The organism is Corynebacterium sp. CMW7794 (genome assembly GCF_001563605.1).
In the GTDB taxonomy this organism is placed as follows: domain Bacteria; phylum Actinomycetota; class Actinomycetes; order Mycobacteriales; family Mycobacteriaceae; genus Corynebacterium; species Corynebacterium phoceense.
The window spans coordinates 93,644-112,275 of sequence record NZ_KQ961723.1 but is presented as its reverse complement, the minus strand read 5'-3'; the positions used below and the strand labels follow the sequence as shown (position 1 = coordinate 112,275).

At 62.1% G+C, this 18,632-nt stretch carries 16 protein-coding genes and 2 tRNA genes; 6 read left to right on the top strand and 12 right to left on the bottom strand.

Features of this window, described 5'->3' with window-relative positions:
• Positions 1–49: 49 nt before the first annotated feature.
• Positions 50–1,153 (bottom strand): isochorismate synthase, encoded by a 1,104-nt coding sequence (locus HMPREF3227_RS03965; RefSeq protein WP_066487618.1) that lies wholly within the window; start codon positions 1,151–1,153, stop codon positions 50–52.
• 90 nt (positions 1,154–1,243) lie between these two features.
• Between HMPREF3227_RS03965 and HMPREF3227_RS13490 the strand changes: the two genes are divergently transcribed.
• The 3 genes from HMPREF3227_RS13490 (at position 1,244) to HMPREF3227_RS13665 (ending at position 2,330) form a co-directional block, all read left to right on the top strand.
• Positions 1,244–1,402 (top strand): hypothetical protein, encoded by a 159-nt coding sequence (locus HMPREF3227_RS13490; RefSeq protein WP_168162244.1) that lies wholly within the window; start codon positions 1,244–1,246, stop codon positions 1,400–1,402.
• A gap of 115 nt (positions 1,403–1,517) precedes the next feature.
• A complete protein-coding gene (locus HMPREF3227_RS13670) occupies positions 1,518–1,706 on the top strand; it encodes an alpha/beta hydrolase family protein (RefSeq protein WP_231725030.1) in 189 nt (62 codons plus the stop codon).
• A 24-nt stretch (positions 1,707–1,730) separates the two neighbouring features.
• Complete coding sequence (locus tag HMPREF3227_RS13665) at positions 1,731–2,330, top strand: CE1 family esterase (protein WP_353935776.1); 600 nt, start codon at positions 1,731–1,733, stop codon at positions 2,328–2,330.
• Between the two features lie 10 nt (positions 2,331–2,340).
• On the opposite strand, the gene HMPREF3227_RS03955 is transcribed toward HMPREF3227_RS13665, so the two are convergent.
• From HMPREF3227_RS03955 to HMPREF3227_RS03925, 7 genes are all read right to left on the bottom strand, one after another.
• Positions 2,341–3,315 carry a hypothetical protein gene (locus tag HMPREF3227_RS03955; protein WP_066487615.1) on the bottom strand — a complete coding sequence of 325 codons (975 nt, stop codon included), beginning with the start codon at positions 3,313–3,315 and terminating at the stop codon, positions 2,341–2,343.
• The gene (locus HMPREF3227_RS03950; RefSeq protein ID WP_066487612.1) at positions 3,303–4,178 is read right to left on the bottom strand and encodes an anchored repeat-type ABC transporter permease subunit; all 876 of its coding nucleotides are present in this window, start codon (positions 4,176–4,178) and stop codon (positions 3,303–3,305) included. Before HMPREF3227_RS03950 ends, HMPREF3227_RS03955 begins: the two co-directional genes overlap by 13 nt.
• Positions 4,172–4,891: an anchored repeat-type ABC transporter ATP-binding subunit gene (locus HMPREF3227_RS03945; RefSeq protein ID WP_066487637.1), complete on the bottom strand. Its 720-nt coding sequence runs from the start codon at positions 4,889–4,891 to the stop codon at positions 4,172–4,174. Before HMPREF3227_RS03945 ends, HMPREF3227_RS03950 begins: the two co-directional genes overlap by 7 nt.
• Positions 4,884–5,744 carry a choice-of-anchor M domain-containing protein gene (locus tag HMPREF3227_RS03940; RefSeq protein ID WP_066487609.1) on the bottom strand — a complete coding sequence of 287 codons (861 nt, stop codon included), beginning with the start codon at positions 5,742–5,744 and terminating at the stop codon, positions 4,884–4,886. Before HMPREF3227_RS03940 ends, HMPREF3227_RS03945 begins: the two co-directional genes overlap by 8 nt.
• 2 nt (positions 5,745–5,746) lie before the next feature.
• Entirely contained in the window at positions 5,747–7,180 is a 1,434-nt protein-coding gene (locus tag HMPREF3227_RS03935; RefSeq protein WP_066510451.1) for an anchored repeat ABC transporter, substrate-binding protein, read from the bottom strand.
• Positions 7,155–8,876 (bottom strand): TIGR03773 family transporter-associated surface protein, encoded by a 1,722-nt coding sequence (locus HMPREF3227_RS03930; RefSeq protein ID WP_066487603.1) that lies wholly within the window; start codon positions 8,874–8,876, stop codon positions 7,155–7,157. The genes HMPREF3227_RS03935 and HMPREF3227_RS03930 overlap by 26 nt, the downstream gene beginning before the upstream one ends.
• Before the next feature lie 107 nt (positions 8,877–8,983).
• Positions 8,984–11,419, bottom strand: coding sequence for a choice-of-anchor M domain-containing protein (locus HMPREF3227_RS03925; RefSeq protein WP_156452963.1), 2,436 nt, complete (start codon positions 11,417–11,419; stop codon positions 8,984–8,986).
• A 167-nt stretch (positions 11,420–11,586) separates the two neighbouring features.
• Between HMPREF3227_RS03925 and gltX the strand changes: the two genes are divergently transcribed.
• On the top strand, positions 11,587–13,092 hold the full coding sequence (gltX, locus tag HMPREF3227_RS03920) for a glutamate--tRNA ligase (protein WP_082750240.1): 1,506 nt from the start codon (positions 11,587–11,589) through the stop codon (positions 13,090–13,092).
• Between the two features lie 51 nt (positions 13,093–13,143).
• Here the strand turns inward: gltX and HMPREF3227_RS03915 are convergent, their stop codons facing one another.
• The gene (locus HMPREF3227_RS03915; protein WP_066510448.1) at positions 13,144–13,623 is read right to left on the bottom strand and encodes a TetR/AcrR family transcriptional regulator; all 480 of its coding nucleotides are present in this window, start codon (positions 13,621–13,623) and stop codon (positions 13,144–13,146) included.
• 208 nt (positions 13,624–13,831) lie between these two features.
• Here HMPREF3227_RS03915 and HMPREF3227_RS03910 point away from each other — a divergent pair.
• Together HMPREF3227_RS03910 and HMPREF3227_RS03905 are read left to right on the top strand one after the other, a co-directional pair.
• Positions 13,832–13,903, top strand: a tRNA-Gln gene (locus tag HMPREF3227_RS03910).
• A 40-nt stretch (positions 13,904–13,943) separates the two neighbouring features.
• Positions 13,944–14,016, top strand: a tRNA-Glu gene (locus HMPREF3227_RS03905).
• A 55-nt stretch (positions 14,017–14,071) separates the two neighbouring features.
• Here HMPREF3227_RS03905 and HMPREF3227_RS03900 read toward each other — a convergent pair.
• The 3 genes from HMPREF3227_RS03900 to HMPREF3227_RS03890 form a co-directional block, all read right to left on the bottom strand.
• Positions 14,072–14,917: a PRD domain-containing protein gene (locus tag HMPREF3227_RS03900; protein WP_066510442.1), complete on the bottom strand. Its 846-nt coding sequence runs from the start codon at positions 14,915–14,917 to the stop codon at positions 14,072–14,074.
• Positions 14,918–14,956: 39 nt separating this feature from the next.
• A complete protein-coding gene (locus HMPREF3227_RS03895) occupies positions 14,957–16,357 on the bottom strand; it encodes a glycoside hydrolase family 1 protein (protein WP_066487586.1) in 1,401 nt (466 codons plus the stop codon).
• A 68-nt stretch (positions 16,358–16,425) separates the two neighbouring features.
• Entirely contained in the window at positions 16,426–18,354 is a 1,929-nt protein-coding gene (locus HMPREF3227_RS03890; RefSeq protein WP_066510441.1) for a beta-glucoside-specific PTS transporter subunit IIABC, read from the bottom strand.
• Between the last annotated feature and the right edge of the window lie 278 nt (positions 18,355–18,632).

Below are 18,632 nucleotides of genomic sequence, written 5' to 3'. Positions count from 1 at the left end.
AATACTCAAATAGGCAAACAAAAAAGCCCACCCAGGGGGTGGGTAGGACTTAGAGTCCGAGCGCTCGCAAAATAGTGCGCAACTTCGCGGACGTCTCTTCCAGCTCGGCGTTGGCGTCTGAGTCGGAGACGATTCCACCACCGGCCCAGGCCCGTGCCGTAAGTCCGTCGCCCGAGACCTCCGCGCAGCGGATGGCGACCATGTATTCGCCATCGCCCGAGTTATCGCACCAGCCGACGGTACCGGCGTAGAACCCGCGGTCGGATTCGGCTGTCTGGATGACGGATTCGGCGGCATCGGTAGGCGTACCGCAAATGGCTGGGGTGGGGTGGACGAGCGCGGCGAGCTCGAGCGCGGTCAAGTGAGGGTCCTTGAGCGTGCCGACTACCGGTGTGCCCAGGTGCCACATTTCATTGGTCTTCATGAGTTGCGGTGTGAGTGGCGCGTCCAAAGTTTCGCACAGTGGTGAAAGGATTCGGCGCAGATGGTCGACCACAAAGGCGTGCTCCCGGAGATCCTTGGGGGAGCGGGCCAAGTCCTGCCCGGCTAGGATGTCGCGTGCCTTGTCTTTCTGGCGCGCCGCCGAACCGGCCAAGGGGAAAGCGCTCACTGTGGATCCTTGGCGCTTGATAAGGACCTCCGGCGAGGAGCCGACGAGCATGGCGCCCTCGCGGCCTGCCGGGGTGAGGTCAGCGATGAAGCCGTCGCGGTGGTACGACATGTCAATGAGTCGCGCGGCGACCAGTCGGGGGTCGGTGGGTTCGCTGAATTCAATGTCGACTGCGCGCGCTAAGACCACTTTGTCAAGCTTGGACTCTTGAATCGTGGCGATGGCAGCCTCGACGCGACGCAGATGTTCTTCCGGTTCTGGTTCGAATCCGGTGACGCGCGCATTCAGCGTTCTGTTGCGGTAATGCGCGTGCGGTTCCAGCGGGCCGTCCTCGCGGATGATGCTCTCTGGCACCGTTAAGGCAACCCGTGCGCCGCGTTCGAAGGGGAGCGCGCCCACGATTATCTCGACGTCTCCGGACCTGAGCGCTGCGACGGCGGCATCGAGATCGTCAAAGGTCTGCTGGGCACCCTGGGTGCGCACGGAGCCAGTCGCGCGAGAGAGCAGAAAGTCCGGCGCGGTAGAAGGGCGTGAAGAAAACATAGACCTCCAGCTTACTTCGTGGGGGAATTCTTAAGGAATCGAGCGTGTCAGCTGATAAACGAGAAAAGAACTGAAACTAAAGTGACGAAAGTGTTTAATGTGAATCTCGTCAAACGGCGCCTCGTTGTGCTTGCAGTGGCCGCCGCTTTGTCCATTGGCATTGTCCCCGCTCACGCGCAGGAAGTCCCAGCGCCGGCTCCCGTACAGGAGCAGCTTGCCGAGGTTCCTACCGCCCCCCGCGCCCATTGAAACCCCGGCCGATAGCGCGCCCGCCGGTGAGCAACTGGTTCCCGAGGGAGTGCAGGAAGCGACGCCTGTTGCACCTGCACCGGTCCCAGTAATCCCGGTTCAGGAAGACCCCACGGTGAATCCCGTCCAGCCCGTCGCCAACGGCCAGACTGTCTCCGTCGATGTCGAACACGAGGGCAAGCCCCGCCGTTATCTGCTGCGCATCCCCGACAATTACAACCCCGATGACGCCGCGCCCGCCCTCTTTGGCTTCGGCGGCTGGGAAGATAGTCCAGAGAATTTCTCCAGCTACGCCCGCATGTAGAACACCGGTGCCCACGGTGAAGCCATCATCGTCTATCCCGAAGGCTACGAGCGTGCCTGGGAGGCCGCGCCTTACGCCAAGACTCGCGACGGCGAGGACATCCGCTTCATCAAGCGCATCCTTGACGATATCGACCTCGACTACCGCGTCGATCGGTCCCGCGTCTACGCCATGGGCATGTCCAACGGTGGCGGCTTTACCTCCGTCCTGGGCTGCCACGCGCAGGACACCTTTGCCGCCGTCGCGATGGTCTCCGGTGCCTTCTACAACCCGGTTGAGATGAATTGCGTCGATGCCCCCATGGCCACCCTCATCATGCACGGCACCGCGGATAAGATGATGACCTACGACGGCGGCACCCGACACGAGGCCGGTTACCTGCCCGTTCGCACGGTCCTCGGCGGCTACCTCAACCGCAACCGCTGCGACATGACCTTTATGTCGGAGCCCGCCGCCAGCGGTTCCGAGCGCCTCAACTTCAACGGTTGCCAGCAGCCGGTCGAGCTCCTTAAGGTCCCGGCGGACCACACCTGGTTCTGGGCTCCCGATGCCGCCAACGAGGTGTGGAACTTCCTCTCCGATAAGCACAAGTACGTCGTCCCGGCTCCCGCGCCGACGGCGTAGCTCTTACTGCCTAGTCCACCCGCGGAATCACTGTTGTGTCCGCGGGCTTTTCTTTCTTTTCTGGCTGCTTCGGACGGCGTGCGACAAAGAGAAGCAGGCCGACTCCGAAGATGAGGAAAGCACCGCCGAAGCCTGCGAGCACGCCTGCCCAGAAGTTGGTGATGTCGCTCGAAGTGCTTATTGGAGTGATCTGGGCCGGGCGAATGGGGTTGCTCTCGGCGGGTTCCGCTGGAGTCTCGGCTTCCTTGCGCGGAGCTGGGGCTGCGGCTTTCTGGGGCTTGGAAGCCGCAGGCGTGGGAGCCTGGATCTTCGACGCAGCGCCATTATTTCCATCCTGTGGGCTTGACTTTACGGGTGCGGGGGCTGTTACATCCGGTACGGAGTTGTCGCGCTCGGTCGGCTCAGCATTCGGAGCGACGTGGGGCGGTGTAGCGCGGGAGGAAGTCGTTTCAGAGAGCGTGGAGGGCCGAGTGCTTGGGGCTGAGGACACTTTGAGGAAGGACTCGGCCTCTTTGTAGGTTTTGTCGAGCTCGCGATCGAGCTTGCCTATTTCTTTGTCGATGCCTTTGATGTCCTTGGCGAGTCTGCGCGGGTCGGTGGATTCCTCCGCGTCGCACGGGGCGCCGACCGAATACTTCACGGAGGCGGTGGCGTCCGCGTCCGCAGTCGCTACGCGGAGCGTGAGCGTGTAGTCGCCGTCCTCGGAGAAATCGATGTCGATGTCCTCCTCGGAATTCGGAGGGACTGTGGTCTCGTCGAAGCGGGTGGTTCCGGTGCCCTTGGAGTCATCGAGCGTGAGAGTGACGGCATCGGAGGAGTCGTTGGTGACGTGGAGCGTCGCGTCGGCTCCGTCGGTGGTGCGCAGCGAGTTGGAATTGGAAATGGTGAGCGTGGCTTCGTCGCCGCAGCGGGGTGCGGCAGCGGCGAAGGGGACGAGTGCGCTGGTGGACAAAACGGCGGCGGTGACGAGCGCTAGGCGGCGCATGACGAAGTCTCCTTTGCAGTACGGAAAGTGGGAAGCAGAGGGCTCAGCGCCCAGACAAGAAGGAAGCAGGCAGTAAGCACGAGAACGATGGTGGCGCCGGCAGGAAGGTCGATGGCCCAAGCGAGATAGATGCCCACGAAGGAGCCGAGAGCGCCAATGAGTGCGGAAAGCGCCATCATGGACCGCAGGCTCGTGGTGAGCAGGCGGGCGGTCGCGGCCGGCGTGATGAGCAGTGCCAGGACCAGAATGTTGCCGATAGTGCCCACGGAGATGACTATGGCGGCGGTGACCGCGAGATACAGAACGACGTCGAGGACCGCGACGGGCAGGCCCATGGCGCGGGCGGTCTCGCGGTCGAGACACGCGGCGGTGAGCTGTGGACCGATGAGAATGACGAGTCCGATGACGACGACGTTGACTGCGACGGCCGCAATGAGGTCGGTGCGCGAAACGCCCGTGAGCGAGCCGAAGAGGAAGCTCGTGAGTGACGCGGTATAGCCGTCGATGCGGGAGATGATGAGCATGCCCAAAGCGAAGGATGCGGCGAAGAAAATGCCGATGATGGAATCCTCGCGGATGTGGCGGCGCTGCGCGAAGACGGCGATGAGCAGGGCGACGGCGCAGCCAGCGACGGCGCCACCAAGGAGCACAGAGGTGTGCAGTGCAAAGGCGACGGCGAGGCCGGGGAAGACGGCGTGGGAGACGGCATCGCCGATAAAGGCCATGCCGCGCAGGACGACGTAGCAGCCCACGACGCCGCACACGCACGCGGCGAGGATCGCCATGATGACGGCGTGGAGCAGGAAGTCGAGGCGCGGGTTGGCGAGGTCAGTGAAGAAATCGAGGAGCGTGACGTCTAGCATGCGACCCCCACGGCAGCGAGGAGAGGCGAGTGGGCGGATACTCCGAAGGTGTCGACCCACGGCTGCGGTGTGGCGAGGATGTCGGCCGCGGGGCCATCCGCGATGACGGTGCGATTGAAAAGCACGAGGCGGTGGCACGTGTGGGCAGCCTCGGCCAGATTATGCGTCGACATGAGGATGGACGTTCCCGCTTGGGTGAGTTCCTCAAAGAGCGCGAGGAGCGACTCGGTATTCGGAGCGTCGAGGCCGGTAAACGGCTCGTCGAGAAGGAGGACATCGGGACGCGTGGCGAGAGCACGCGCGATGAGCACGCGTTGGCGTTGTCCGCCGGAGAGCTGCTCGATGGGACGGCGGGCAAACTCCGTGAGGCCAACCAACGCGATTGCTTCTTGTGCTGCGCGATGGTCGACGCGTCGAAGCCAGCCGAACCGGCGCGTGCGGCCGCTCGCGACACAGTCGGCGACGGTGATGGGAAAATCCCACGCAACGTCGTGGCGCTGGGGAACGTAACCCAGCGCGGCGCGCGTGGTGATGGAACCGGAATAGCGCACGAGACCGAGTATTGAGCGCAGGAGCGTCGTCTTGCCTGCACCGTTGGGGCCGAGCAGACCGATGAATTCGCCGGACTCGACCGTCAAGGAGGCGTCCCTGACTACTCGGCGGCCGCCTAACGCGACGGAGACATCGGACGCAGTGATAGCGGGATTAGCCACGGCGAACACCCCGCAGCGCGGCGCCGAGTGCGCCGAGGACGACGAGTGCAAGGACGATGCCCACGGTCCACCAGGCCCACATCGGCAGTCCGGCGAAGCCTGCGGACGCTGTGGTGGGTTCGAAGGGGAGGGAACGGGCGGCATCGGCAGCCTGGGGCGTGGCGGCGTCGGGGCCGACGGCGAAGTTGAGGACGGCATCGGTAGCAAGCTCCTCGCCCGAGGTGGTGGTCGTGGTGAGGCGCAGGCCGACCTTGTGGGCGCCGGGCTCGGTGAACGTCCAGTTGGCGTGGGTGTGCGTGTGCAGATCGACCCACAAGGAGTCTTCGCCGTGCTCGGCGGTGCTAAAGAGCAGTTGGGGCGCCTCGAAGCCGCCATTCTGAAGGAAGAGTGAGAAATCGCCCGGGCCGGAGTGGCCGAGGAACTCGATGTTCACGCCGCGGTCCGCGACCTCGGTCAACGACGGTGCCTGGGTATTCCACCCCAGCCAGGGCACTCCTGCGACCTCGGTCTGCGGGATGACCCATACCTGGGAGCCAGGCTGAGCGCCGGTAAAGGCGAAGTCATTGGTCTCCGGCAGGGTTTGCAGGGCCTTGTCATCGACGGCGAAGACGACATCTTTCGGGTCACGCCACACCGGTGTGGGCTGGGAGTCGTCGCGGGCCTTGAACTGGGCCTGGCCGTCGACGATGAGCGCGCCCATGTCCACGTGCCCGTGGTCGATAACGGCGGCCTCGCCAGACGGGGCGACGGACTCATCCGCGGAGACAACCTGCGCGAGGTCACCCGCCCACGCCGGAGCCGCCGTGAAAGCGAGTGCGCCGGCGAGCAGAAGAGTAGGAATGCGATGGTTCATGATTAGTCCTTTAAACAGTCGTGAAGGGAGCGCGCGTTAAAGCGCATTAGATCGATATAGGTGGGGACGGACGCGTCGAGGGTGTCGCCGTAGATGGTGCATACGCGTCGGCCTGCCGCGGAGGCGGTCTCCCGCAGGGTTTGCGTACTGGCTTCTTCGGAAGGTTCGATAAAGACGGCGGGGACGTCGAGATTCTCCAACGTGCGACGCAACGCGATGACGTCGCGTGGGGACGGCTCGACGGCGGGATTCGGCGTGACGAACCCGGCGCTGCGCACGCCGTAGCCCTGCTCGAGGTATGCGTAACCGTGGTGTGTGGTGACAAGGTTGCGGCGTGGCTCCGGGATGTCGGCGATGAGGGAGCGGATTTCGGAATCCACCCCGCGCAAGGACTCGTTATAGGCACGGGCATGATCGCGGTATTCCGCGCCGTGCGACGGATCGACTTGCGCGAGTTCGTCTGCGATGACGTCGACGTAGGCCATGGCGTTGGCCACGTTGTGCCATAGGTGTGGGTCGACCTCGCCGTGGATGTGTTGGCCGAGCACCGCTTGCGGCAGGAGGTACGTCTCGCTGCCGGGGACGCCTAAGAAGCGATAGGACGGGTCCGGCGGAATCTCCTGCAGGACCGACGACGGAACGGCGATGACACTCGCCGCTGGATCGAAGTCATCGGAGCCATCCCGCAGCACAATGCCGCGGGAAGAATCCGCCGCGATGTCGAGATGGCCCTCATCAATGACATCGAGGTCGGGTGGGGGAGTCACGCCCACCGCTATCGTTATCACTGCGGGTTCGGTCAGCGAGGACGACAAGTGCAAACGGTAGATGCCCGGCGCGCTAAAAGCCCAGGACAGGTGCGTGTGCGCGTTGCCGGGCAGTTCCGTTGAATCAGGACCGCCGTCCGAGGAGTCAAAGAGGACGCGCGGCGTGCCGAATGTCGAGACGACGTACGCCGCAACCGATCCGGGCCCTTCAACCGAGTCCAAGGAAATGGTGGCGGAATCCCTAGAACCAGCGACGCGCAGACCAAGCCAGATCGCGTCGAGTGCCACGTTTTCCACGAGCGGCACGAGCTTTGCCCCGCGGGTGGACGCTACGTCGGCGACGTCGACGACGGGGCCTGAAGATACGCTATGCACGGAATCCATGAGTGTCTGCGGCTCGAGCAGAAGGCCATTGGCAAATGCGACATCGGCATTGGCTACCTCCCGCGAGGTGCGCAGCGTCGGCTCGAAAGAGTGCGGGTCCTTGCCCGCCGGGATGAGGGTCGTGACGTGCGCGTCCGGCGCAACATTGCGTGCGAGATCCGCGATGATCGGCGTCGTCGCCACGATGCGCAGGCCGTCCTCCTGGGTCGGTGCCGTACACCCGCTTAGGCCGAGCGTTACCGCGAGTACGAGCGCCGCCTTACGCACGGTATCGCGTCCAAGCAAGTAGGCCGACGCCCAGTCCCAGCACGAGCATGCCCACACCGAGCGCGCCCACGCCCCAGGCCAGGTAGCTCTCACTCGAGGCAGCAAGCTTCGTGCCTGGGCGCAGGGTGCCCGATTCGGCACCCGCTTGTTGCACTGCCGCGTCGCCTCCGGAGACGCCTGCCGAGCGACCCGACACAGAATGAGAATCGCCCGAGCCCGTCGTACCGCCAGTCGGTGCGACGCCAATGGAACCCGGCGCGGTTGAGCAGTCGCCGCCGTCTGGGTTGACCTCTGCGCCGAAGTCGAAGTGGCCGGAGCTCAGCGCACCACTAGGCTGTCCGCCGCCCACCGCGAAGTGGAGGGTGGCCTCTCCGCTGACAGTCTCGCCGGCTGTTGTCGTGGCGGTCTGGCGAATGGTCAGCGAGTAGTTGCCGGGCTGGCTAAACAGCCAGTTGGGGTGAACGTGCGTATTTTCTGGAATGTCCACCGCGCCTTGGGCTTGGCCGCCAACGACGCGGAACCATTCGTCGCCGACAATCGTGCCTAGCCCTCCTTGCGTGTAGACCATGACATCGCCGGGGCCGTTAAAGCTCGTGATGTCCCACGTCACCGGGCCCGATGTATATTCGCGCATGGTGGGGTGCTGGGTGTTCGCGCCCAGCCACGGCACGCCGGCGACTTGGGTGGAGCCGATCATCCACGCCGGGCCCTGCGGCACGGGGCCGATGTCCTGCGGCAGGTCGACCTTTCCGGTATCTGAGATGTAAAACGTCGCGCCATCCGCGTCGATCCAGGCCGGTGGGCTGACCGTGTCGTCTTTGATCTTGGGGTTCAGCCCCGCCACGCAGGCCGCGCTTTCCGATGCCGCCTCAGGGGCCGGGGCGGACTCAGCCGGGCGAGGAGCGGCAGGACGCGGGGCTGCTGCGCGCGCCTGGGTTGAGCGCGGTGCGGCGGCACGCGAGGGTTGTGCCGAAGTGGAGGTCTGCGTGCGCTTCAACGAACCATGGCTGGTGGACGTGTCGGTGTTGTCTTCGTCGTCTTTGGCGTCGTTGCCGTGGTCGCGGTCCACATCGCGGTCGGAACCGGAAGAATCGCCGACCTCCCACGTGTACGTCACGGAGTTAGAGGTCTTGCCCTTGCTTTCCGCGTGGACGGTCATCTCGTACGTGCCGGGTTTGGAAAACGCCCAGTTTGCGTGACGGTGGGCACCGTAGGGCTGATTGATGGTTTCCCCGCGCGTGAGTTCAATGCTGCCGGAGCCGGTGACTGGCTCGACGTCACCGAAGTTTGAGGTGCGGAAGACGTATACCGAACCGGGCCCGGAGACATCCTCGAAGACCAAGTCGACGTTGTCGAAGCCTGCGCGGCCGGCTGGCTGCGTATCCCAGCCCGGCCAGAGCAACGAGTGGTCCTGGTCCTGCGGCAGGAAGTAGGACGAGCCACCGATGTCCGGGATGCCTTCCGTGACCGAGTTCCATGCTGATTCTTTGACGACGAGCACGACGTCGTCGCCGGAGTGCTCCACGTCGTTGCCGGTGATGTCTTCCTTCAAGCCGAGAGTGAGGTCACCGCCCGGCGCGGTGACGTAGAAGGCATCGACGTGTCCAGTATCGAAGCGTTCGGCGGCGAGAGCGTGCGGTACGCCCGCGACGACGCAGAGCAGCAGCGTGGCCCACACCGCGAGAAAGCGTGTCGTCCGTGATGAAACAAGCATGGGGTTATCCCTTTATGAGAAAGAAGTCTGTGATGTCTGTGTAAAGAGCTGCGCACCGACAGCTCGAAAACGAGCCATCGGTGGAGGGGCAGAGGGCTACCTAGTCGTTAGCGGAAACGTTTAAGCATCTCTTGGACGCGGGCCCAAAGCTCAGCGCCGTGGTCGCGGAAGAATCCGCCGAGCGCACCGAAGACACCGGCGATGACCACCGGAATGACCCAGCCCCAGGGCTTCGCGTTGCTGGAGCCGTCCGCCTTCGGGGCCGGCTTCGGTGCGGGCTTCGGCTTGACCTCGTCCGAAGGCTTCACGTCATCAGAGGGCTGCGGCTCGGACGGCTTGACCTCGTCAGAGGGCTGGGAGTTGTCGAGATCCGACTTGCAGTCCTTGATTGCCTGGTCGCCAACGGCGAGGGTGAGCGTCTGCGGAGCCGAGGTGATCTTCTTGCCGTCCTTGGTGGTGGTGTCGTAGGTGACCTTGAACTCGTAGATGCCCGGCTTCGAGAACGCCCACGTCGTGTGGGTGTGGGTAGCGAAATCGGTCTCGATCGTGTGGTCACCCTTGGTCGAATCCATGAGCACTTCCTGCTCTTGGCCAAGATTGCGACTAATAAACAGCCCCCACGTCGCACCCTCCGGGACGGACTTCGGTTCGAAGTTCAGGTTGACGGTTCCGTTGGTCTGCCCATAGTCGAGGGACTGTGTGTTGTAGCCCGGCCAGATGATGTCGTGGTTTTGGGTTTCCGGAAGCATATAGAACTTCTCGCCAACCTTGCCCATGAAGTCGAGCTTCTTATCGCCCATGCGCTCGCTGCGCTTGACGAGAGCGTTGTCGTGGACAGCGAGCACGACGTCATCGAGCGGACGGTCGACGACGCCCTTGTCCACGAGGGACGTTTCGTCCTCCAACACCGTGGTGAGCTTGTCGCCCTCGCGCATCGCTTTGATGTCCACGTGGCCGTGGTCGAGGAAGTGCTTGCTCGAGCACTTCTTTTCGGGCACAGCCGGTTCGGAGGGCTGCTGGTGTGGCTTAGTCGTCGGTGTTGGGGCTGCTGAAGACCCAGTGGACTCGGATTCGGTAGCACTGCCCAAAGTCCCCTTCGCGTCGAAAGTTTTGCCCCGCTGGTAACTCTTCGCGAGGACGACCGTGCCGGACTGAGCCTTGATGGTCGGGTGGGGGATGACGACAACGCGGGCTTCCTGGCCGTTGTAGAGGTTCTCGTCACCGATCAGGACCTCGCCGTGACCATTGTGGATATAGCCTTCGAAGTCGAGCCCCGCGTATGTGGCGTCACCACCATCGTAGAAACCGCCGCTGATGAATCCGTTGAAGTTCTTATCTTCGGTCTCAACGACGAGCTTGGAGGAGGATTCGCCGTACGGCTCAATGTGAGCGGTGAACTTCGAATTCGTGACGGTCGGCTCTTCCGTGTCTTGTAGCTGGCGCACCGTTGACGCGTCGCCGGTGTGGTCGGACCAGGTCTCCGCTGAATCCTCGGAGGTGACGGCGGCTTCCTTTCCGGGGGTGTAGTGCAGCGGCGTTGAGACCCAGCGCGGGCCATCGTCCGGGGTAAATACAGCCTGGATCTGGGAGTCCTTGGGGCCCAAGAACTCGTCCCACTGTGCAGTACCGTCCTTGACGTCCAGATCTGTGAGGAAGTAGCCGTCGATAAAAAGCGTGAGCGTGCCGTTAGCTTTGTTTCCGGCCTCGAACTTGAGCGTCGACAGGTGCTCATCACCTTCCTGGGACCGCTTTGCCTTGGGAGCCACGCTCAGGGAGTAAGCGGCATCGGCAAGCTCAGCCTGGGAGCCGGGCTTGGCTGCGTCGAAGCGCTCGCGCGTGCTCTGAGTCTTTTCCGCCTTGGGGGACTGGCCGCCTACTTGCACTACGGCGACGGTCGGTTGCGAGGCGATGAGTTTTCCGTCCTTGCCGCGCGCGGTGGTGCGGTACGTCAGCTCATAACGGCCCGGCTTAGAAAATGCCGTGTAGTTGTGGAAGTGACTTCCTGCGGTGAGCGGAATGGACTTCGGGGAGTCCTGAGAAGTGCCGAGCAAACGGTGTAGGCCAGATTCGGAATCAAGATAGCTAAACAGCTCGACGTCGCCGGGGCCATTGACAGAGAGGAGGTCGAGTGACGCGGTGTGATCGCGGAAAGCTTCCATGGGAAGCCCAGCGTCGGCCCCAAATCCCATCCAAATTGGCTGTTGGGATCCCCAGGTAGCAGCCGGAGCGGTGTAGTAAGTCTCGCCTGGTTCGCCAAAAAAGTCGAAGAGGCCATTTTTGGGCAGTGTGAACTGGTATTGATTCCGGCCGTCGCTCCCGTAACCTTTTCCAACCCACGCAACAGTATCGTCCAGGGGAGTCGTTGTGCCTGAGACCTCGGACTTGAGGACGAACGTGTCGTTTGCCCAGAAGGTCTTCGGCGAGTCGACGTGCGCGGCGGTGGCGACGGTGCGGCCGTCGTCCGGGCCGGCGTGCGCGACGGCGGGGGAGACCAGAGCTACTGCGGTGAGCAGAGCGAGAGAGCGAGAGTGAATGCGAGACACGAGGGTCCTTTCTTCAGTTATTTTGGAACGGAGCACACTATAGGTGATGACTTTCATTACCGTTAGTGGATACCCCCGTGGAATTTTTGTGGCCAGCATTTATTGATAGTTGTTTCCATTACGCTTACCCCCGCCTCGTTCTGAGTGTTCGTCCGTGCTGGTCTACCATGGTGGGCATGACTGAGAACGCTAGTGACATTCGGGTTCGATTCTGCCCGTCCCCGACCGGCACGCCCCACGTGGGCATGGTCCGCACCGCCCTGTTCAACTGGGCTTATGCCCGCCACACCGGCGGCAAGCTCATCTTCCGTATCGAAGATACTGACGCCGCCCGTGACTCGGAAGAGTCCTACCAGGCCATCATCGACTCGCTCGAGTGGCTTGGCTTGGGCTGGGACGAAGGCGTCAACGTCGGCGGTCCCGACGGCCCGTACCGCCAGTCTCAGCGCATGGACATCTATGCGGACGTCCTGCAGAAGCTCATTGATGGCGGCTATGTTTACCCGGCGTACTCCACCGCGGAAGAGGTTGAGGAGCGCCACAAGGCGGCTGGCCGCGATCCGAAGCTGGGCTACGATAACTACGACCGCAACCTCACCGAGGAGCAGATCGAGGCCTTCAAGGCCGAAGGTCGCAAGCCTGTGTGGCGCCTGCGCATGCCGGACAAGGACTGGACCTGGAACGATCTCGTCCGCGGCGAGATGACCTTTAAGTCTGAGACTCAACCCGACTATGTGGTAGCCCGCTCCAACGGCGCGCCGCTGTACACGCTGGTCAACCCGGTTGATGACGCACTGATGAACATCACGCACGTCCTCCGCGGTGAGGACCTGCTGTCCTCGACCCCGCGTCAGCTGGCCCTGTATGAGGCGCTGGTCGAACTTGGCATTGCCAAGCAGACTCCGCAGTTCGGTCACCTGCCGTTCGTTATGGGTGAGGGCAACAAGAAGCTGTCCAAGCGTGACCCGCAGTCCAACCTGTTCAACCACCGCGACAACGGCATCATCCCCGAGGGTATGCTCAACTACCTGTCCCTTTTGGGCTGGTCCCTGTCTGCGGAGCAGGACATCTTCTCCGTCGAGGAGCTCATCGCCAACTTCGACGTCAAGGACGTTCTAGGCAACCCGGCCCGCTTTGATCAGAAGAAGCTCGAGGCCATCAACGCGGACCACATTCGCCTGCTCGCTCCGGAGGTCTTCAAGGACCGCCTGCGCGCGTACTTCACCGAGTACACCGACTTCCCAGCCGTCTATGACGACGCGAAGTTCACCATCGCCGCGGATCTCGTCCAGACGCGCATCAAGGTGCTCTCGGACGCCTACGACCTGCTCAAGTTCCTCATCATCTCGGATGACAAGCTCGAGCTAGACTCGAAGTCTGCGAAGAAGAACCTCAAGGAGGACGCCGTCCAGCCGCTCGAGGTGGGCATCGCCGCCCTCGAGGGCATCGAGGACTGGACCACCGCCAACATCGAGGCTGCGCTGTCCAAGGCTCTCATCGAGGACTTGGAACTTAAGCCGCGCAAGGCCTACGGCGCCCTGCGTGTTGGCATGTCCGGTCAGCAGGTCTCCCCGCCGCTCTTCGAGTCCATGGAACTCTTGGGCAAGGAGTCGACCATCGCGCGTCTCAAGGCTGCCTTGGCCGTGACGCCGTACCAGGCGCCCGAGACCTAAGAGCTTGCCGATGCCCCCGCAACCTTCCGGTTGGCGGGGGTTTCGCGTGTTTTAATCGGCGACGACGTATTCCCACTGGGGGTCGGGGATATGTCCGTCGCGCAGCTCGAGCAGTGCCAGGCCATGCGCCATGGCGGTGTAGCTCAGCCCCAACTGCGTATTGTTGTCGGCCATCCAGTGGAAGGGCTCGCGCGCCCAGCCCGGCAAGTCCCTGGGCAAGTACTCGCGCGGGAAGAGTCGGCCCGTCATGAGCTCGTAGAGATAGGGGTTCTCACGGAAATAGTCGCGGTGGGCGGCGAGGACCCCTGTGGCGCCGTTTTCTTCCCATCCCTCGCGCAGATGCTGACCGTATTCGCTGAGTGCCTCTGTGGCGACGAGAGCCGCGATTTCCTCCATACCGGAGACGTGCTTGTAGAGACTCGGCGCCTTGATACCGATTTCATTGGCGATGTCGCGAATAGAAATCTCTGGCCACCCGTAGTCCTGTAGGAGCAGGCGGGCGGCGGTGACAATCTCGTCCGTACGGCTCATGAACGTATCTTTCTTCCGGCGGGCGATAGATTCTACGCGTGCCCGTGTAACGATGAAGCTAACACAATTAGCCACGCGATGTCACCTTGAGAACTTGGTCTGACCTGCCGATTTGTCACACGTGCCGTTCCTGCCTATAGTTATTTCTCGTCGCACAGAGCGAGTCACTTACACTGACAAAGTGAAAGAGACAAGCACTTGATGACAATGGCCTATGGTGTAATTGGCAACACAACGGTTTCTGGTACCGTCATTCTAGGTTCGAGTCCTGGTAGGCCAGCAGTGTTCACTGCCGGAATAAGCAGTAACACTAGTTCTATGCCCCGTTCGTCTAGCGGCCTAGGACGCTGGCCTCTCACGCCGGTAACACGGGTTCAAATCCCGTACGGGGTACAAAATAGCGAAAGCCTCCAACTTCGGTTGGAGGCTTTCGCCGTGCACGGCCTGCCTACTGCGCGGCGTGGTGCTCGCCGACGAGACGCGCGACGTGCAGCGCAAGGTAGCTCACCTCGTCGTCAGTGAGCGGCGCGCCAAGGCGCAGCTCGAGGATGGAGGCGAGGCGGCTGGCGCAGGTTACCGCTTGCGGGTGGGACAGCTGCAGGCTGTCTTTGAGGACGCTCATGCCCTCGTTGAGCTGCCGGCCTTCGCTCACGCGCACGAAGAAGTAGCGCATGTGCGTGATAAAACGTGCGGCGGAAATGGACTGACGGTCGAGTTCGATGTCAAAGCTTGTATCGATGATGTCGAAGAGCTGCCCGAACACGCCCGTCATGCGGTAGGTTTCCGCAAGGCCGTCTGTGTGGAAACCAGCGTTGACCAAGTGCATGGCGATGGCAACGGCCTCGACCTGCGGCAGGTCGAGCTCGAGCTGCTTGTTCACGTGGGCAAGAATCCGCTCTCCGGCCGCGTACTCAGCGGGGTAGAGGTGCTTGACCTCGGCGGTGAGTGGATGCGGCTGGGCGGCGGTGGCGGCATCGGCAGCAACGCGCACCGCAGCGACGCTGAGGTGGTCAGCGAGGGCCACAACGGTGGCCGAGCCTCGATCCTCGAATTCGGCACGGAGCGCGTCATCGGCCGCGGCGAGGAACCTGGGGTCCAGCGCCGCGAGCTGTTGCGCGAGGTTATCGCTATCGCGATCATTTTCGGGCCTGAACGTGCGCGTGACTTTGTCAGTCTTGACCGGCTGGCCAGGCTTCGCTTGGAAGCCCACGCCCCACCCAGTGAGGATGGCTTCCGCGCCGGTCTCGTCGACCGCGAGGACGACGTTGTTATTGAGCACACGCACGACCTTCATCGCTGCAGATTGCCTCTCTTTGGATGGGAACGGGCGGGACTACTTGGTGAGGGACTCGCCGTTGGTGGCGATGACCTCTTTGTACCAGTCGAAGGACTTCTTTTTGTAGCGATCGAGCGTGCCGGAGCCGTCATCGTCGCGGTCGACGTAGATGAAGCCGTAACGCTTGGACATCTGCGCTGTCGATGCGGAGACCAAGTCGATGCAGCCCCACGTGGTGTAGCCGAGGACCTCGACACCGTCCTCGACAGCCTCGCCGACCTGGACCAGGTGCTGGTTCAGGTAGTCGATGCGGTAGTCATCCTCGACAGTGGGGCCTTCGGGGCCATCGACGAGCTTGTCTTTGGCACCCAAGCCGTTTTCAACGATGAACAGCGGCTTCTGCCAGCGGTCCCAGTATTCGTTCATGATGATGCGCAGGCCGACCGGGTCGATTTGCCAGCCCCACTCGGAGGCCACGAGGGTCGGGTTGGGAACGCCACCCACGATATTTCCTTGACCTGCCGTGTCCTTGGCCGGATCAGCAGTTTCGCACACGGACATATAGTAGGAGAAGGAGACGAAGTCGACCGTGTTGGTAAGGTCGTCACGATCCTGCTCAGTGATATCCAGCTCGACACCGAGGTTCTTGAGCTTGCGCAGGTAGTAACCCGGGTAGTACCCACGGCAGTGGATATCACCAAAGGCAAGGTCATCGTGGCTCTTATCCAGCGCTTTGAGGGCATCCTGTGGATTCGGCGTTAGCGGGTAGCGTGGCACCGCGATGATCATGCAGCCGACCTTGTTGTTCGGGTCTATTTCGTGTGCAATCTTAGTGACACGTGCAGAGCCCACGAGTTCGTGGTGGACAGCTTGGTAAAGCTTCTGCGGGCCAACCTCCTCTGGCGTGCCCTCGAGACCACCGAAGAACGGGAAGTGGAGTACCGAATTAATCTCGTTGAAGGTGAGCCAGTAGTGCACGCGACCCTTGTAACGCTCGAACACGGTGCGGCAGTACTTCTCAAAGAAGTTGATGACTTCACGGTTGGACCACCCGCCGTACTCGCGTGCGATGGCGAGAGGTGTTTCGTAGTGGCTCAGCGTGACGAGGGGCTCGATGCCGTACTTCTCGAGTTCGTCGAGCACGCGGTCATAGAAGCGCAGGCCCTCCTCGTTCGGCTCATCTTCATCGCCGCGTGGGAAGATGCGGCTCCAGGCAATGGAGAAGCGGAAGGTCTTAAAGCCCATCTCACCGAACAGTGCGATGTCCTCGGCATAGCGATGATAGAAATCGATGGCCTCAAGCTTGAGGTTGTCATCCGTGGGGCCTTCCGTGGGCGGAGTTTGCAAGCCATCGGGCATGACGTCTTGGATGCTCAGGCCCTTGCCATCCACGTTGTATGCGCCTTCGATTTGGTTTGCGGCGGTGGCGCCGCCCCAAAGGAAATTCTGTGGGAACATGTATGGATTTCTCCTTGTGATGAATGCTGGAAGGCAGGACGTTGGTGTCCAGCCTAGGGATAAGTGGATTACTTCGCCGCGCGCAGGCCGGCTTCTCCAGCGACGACCAAGCCAGGCTGTGCGAGGTGCTCGACCGTGCTGAGCTTCTTCGAATTGGTGACAATGAGAAGGGTCGTGGCCTTGTACCCAGCCTTAGCTACCGCGTCGAGGTCCACGTCGACGATGGGCTGGCCAGCTTGGACGTGGTCGCCCACCGTGACGTGGGGCGTAAAGCCCTCGCCGTCCATCTGAACCGTGTCGATGCCTACGTGAACGAGGGTCTCGACGCCACCAGCTGACTTGATGCCGACGGCGTGGCCGGACTTGGGAGCGGCGACGACTTTGCCCGATACCGGTGCGAGCACCTGTCCATTCGATGGCTCGACGGCGATGGATTCGCCCATGGCGCCTGAAGCGAAGACCTTGTCTTCAACCTCGTCGAGCGGGATGACCGTGCCGTTGACGGGGATGAGCACCGTGTCAGACGACGCGTCCTCTGTTGCAGCGGCCGTGTTGTCGTCGCCTTCAGTGGCTTCGAGCTCGGCTGCGGCCTTAGCGGCCTTGGCTTCTTCTTCCCTGCGCTCAGCGCGGGGGAGCAGGATCCAGGTACCGACAAACGCGATGACCATGGCGATAATCGTGCCGATGACGAACATGAGGAAGTTGCCTTCGCCCAGTGCCGCAGGGAATGCGAGCAGGGACGGGAACGTGAAGGAGTTGAAGGACACACCGGCCAGGCCGATGATGATGCCGCCGACAGCACCACCCACGACGCCAGCGTAGAACGGAACCTTGAGTGGGAGGTTGATGCCGTAGATGGCAGGTTCAGTAACACCCGCCAGGATGCCGGAGACAGCGGACGGGCCGGCGAGCTTGCGACGCGCCGGAAGGTGCGACCGGAGTGCGACAGCGATAACTGCTGCGGCTTGGGCCATTACGGCTGCCTGGAGAGGTGCCATCATCGCGGAATGGCCCAGGTTGGCGATGTCATTGAGGAAGATAGGGACGAAGCCCCAGTGCAGACCGAAGATGACGAGGACCTGCCAGAAAGCACCGAGCAAACCCCCGGCCAGCCACGGAGCGACCTGGAACAGCCAGGCGACGCCAGCAGAAATCCACGCGGCCAGCTTCATAGTCAGGGGGCCTACAGTGAGCAGGACGATGGGGACCATGATGAGCAAGACGAGGACTGGAGTCATGAAGTTGCGCACCGCGGAAGGCAGAATCTTCTCGCAGTAATGCTGCACGTAGCTGGCCAGCCACACGGTGACGATGGCCGGAATGACGGACGAGCTGTAATCCATCGCCGTGAGCGGAATACCGAGAAGCTTGAGGTCAGCGTCAACCGAAGCGAGCCCGATAATGCTCGGGTAGACGAGCGGAGCAACGGTCGCCATGGCGATAAACTCGTTCATCTTGAACCGACGTGCGGCGGTCACTGCGAGGAACATGGGCAGGAAGAAGAACAGGCCGTCTGCCAGTGCAGCAAAGACGATGTAATTCGTGGATTCGGTGTCAAACCAGCCCAGGTTTGTTCCAGCAGAGAGGAATGCTTTGACGAGGGCAATGCCGGCGAGGGGCCACAGGATTGGAGTAAACAGCGAAGAAATGAGCTGGATGAAGGCGTTAAATGCGTTGGGCTTTTCTCCATTGTCTTCATCGGAATCTTCGACCGCTGCGCCCCTGGCACCCTTGGTCGCCATACCGGGTAGCGACACCACGGCGTCATACGCAAATGGCACATCGTTGCCAATGACGATCTGATGCTGGCCACCGGCCTTCATGAGCGCAATGACGCCCGCGGTGTCCTCAATCTTTGAGTCGTTGACTTTACAGGCGTCTTTAATCTTGAAGCGCAGACGCGTGGCGCAGTGGGTCACGGAGCTGACGTTGTCTGCTCCGCCGAGTCCTTCGAGCACTGCCTTGGACAGCGGCTCGAAGTCGGTCTTCGTGGTCATCGTGTACTCCTTGGTGGAAGAGCTGGGCGAAAATGCAAAAAGACCTGAGCCCCACGCGCGCCCTTGAAAGGCGAGCGTGTTGCTCAGGTCTTGCCCCGAACTAAATCGGGTTACAATCCGCGTCCCAGCGTTACTGGAAACCTGTTCTTATGATGCTGCGGAGCGCTCATAAAAGTCAAGAAAAGTGTGGTACTTCACGAAAGTGACGAGATGCCCCATGAGGTGCTCATGTCGGGGGCCTGATTACTGTGTACTGAGAGAAGTAGCCGCACCGCAGT

Excerpts from the sequence above, each read along its gene's own strand:
- HMPREF3227_RS03965 (WP_066487618.1), bottom strand. The coding sequence starts at position 1,153 with ATGTTTTCTTCACGCCCTTCTACCGCGCCGGACTTTCTGCTCTCTCGC.
- HMPREF3227_RS03955 (WP_066487615.1), bottom strand. The coding sequence starts at position 3,315 with ATGCGCCGCCTAGCGCTCGTCACCGCCGCCGTTTTGTCCACCAGCGCA.
- HMPREF3227_RS03950 (WP_066487612.1), bottom strand. The coding sequence starts at position 4,178 with ATGCTAGACGTCACGCTCCTCGATTTCTTCACTGACCTCGCCAACCCG.
- HMPREF3227_RS03940 (WP_066487609.1), bottom strand. The coding sequence starts at position 5,744 with ATGAACCATCGCATTCCTACTCTTCTGCTCGCCGGCGCACTCGCTTTC.
- HMPREF3227_RS03930 (WP_066487603.1), bottom strand. The coding sequence starts at position 8,876 with ATGCTTGTTTCATCACGGACGACACGCTTTCTCGCGGTGTGGGCCACG.
- gltX (WP_082750240.1), top strand. The coding sequence starts at position 11,587 with ATGGTGGGCATGACTGAGAACGCTAGTGACATTCGGGTTCGATTCTGC.
- HMPREF3227_RS03915 (WP_066510448.1), bottom strand. The coding sequence starts at position 13,623 with ATGAGCCGTACGGACGAGATTGTCACCGCCGCCCGCCTGCTCCTACAG.
- HMPREF3227_RS03900 (WP_066510442.1), bottom strand. The coding sequence starts at position 14,917 with ATGAAGGTCGTGCGTGTGCTCAATAACAACGTCGTCCTCGCGGTCGAC.
- HMPREF3227_RS03895 (WP_066487586.1), bottom strand. The coding sequence starts at position 16,357 with ATGTTCCCACAGAATTTCCTTTGGGGCGGCGCCACCGCCGCAAACCAA.
- HMPREF3227_RS03890 (WP_066510441.1), bottom strand. The coding sequence starts at position 18,354 with ATGACCACGAAGACCGACTTCGAGCCGCTGTCCAAGGCAGTGCTCGAA.